Origin of the sequence: Pseudomonas shirazensis, assembly GCF_050496565.1 — a bacterium.
GTDB classification, from domain to species: domain Bacteria; phylum Pseudomonadota; class Gammaproteobacteria; order Pseudomonadales; family Pseudomonadaceae; genus Aquipseudomonas; species Aquipseudomonas shirazensis_A.
Genome location: NZ_JBNWAE010000065.1, coordinates 1 through 300, shown reverse-complemented (window position 1 = coordinate 300; position 300 = coordinate 1). Strand labels below are relative to the sequence as shown.

1 protein-coding gene is annotated in these 300 nt (G+C 63.0%); it reads left to right on the top strand.

Translation table 11 applies throughout. The annotated features are described in order from the left end of the window. A partial coding sequence (locus ACQZ2L_RS25140) for an AMP-binding protein (protein WP_430328329.1) occupies positions 1 to 300 on the top strand: 300 nt, incomplete at both ends.

Sequence of the window (300 nt, the reverse complement as noted above, 5' to 3'; positions counted from 1 at the left end):
AGAGCGTGTGCGGCATATGCTCAGCGACAGCGCGCCGGTGGCGGTGCTGGTGCATAGCGCTACGCGGCACGTACCGGATTCGGCCCAGGTTATCGACCTGGATCAGCCGACCTGGAACGCGCAGCCTTCCAGCAACCCGGTTGTCACCGGCTTGACCCCGCGTCACCTGGCCTATGTGATCTACACCTCAGGCTCTACCGGGTTGCCGAAGGGCGTGATGAACGAGCATGCCGGCGTGGTCAACCGTCTGCTGTGGATGCAAGACGCCTATAACCTTGGCGCAGACGACGTGGTCTTGCA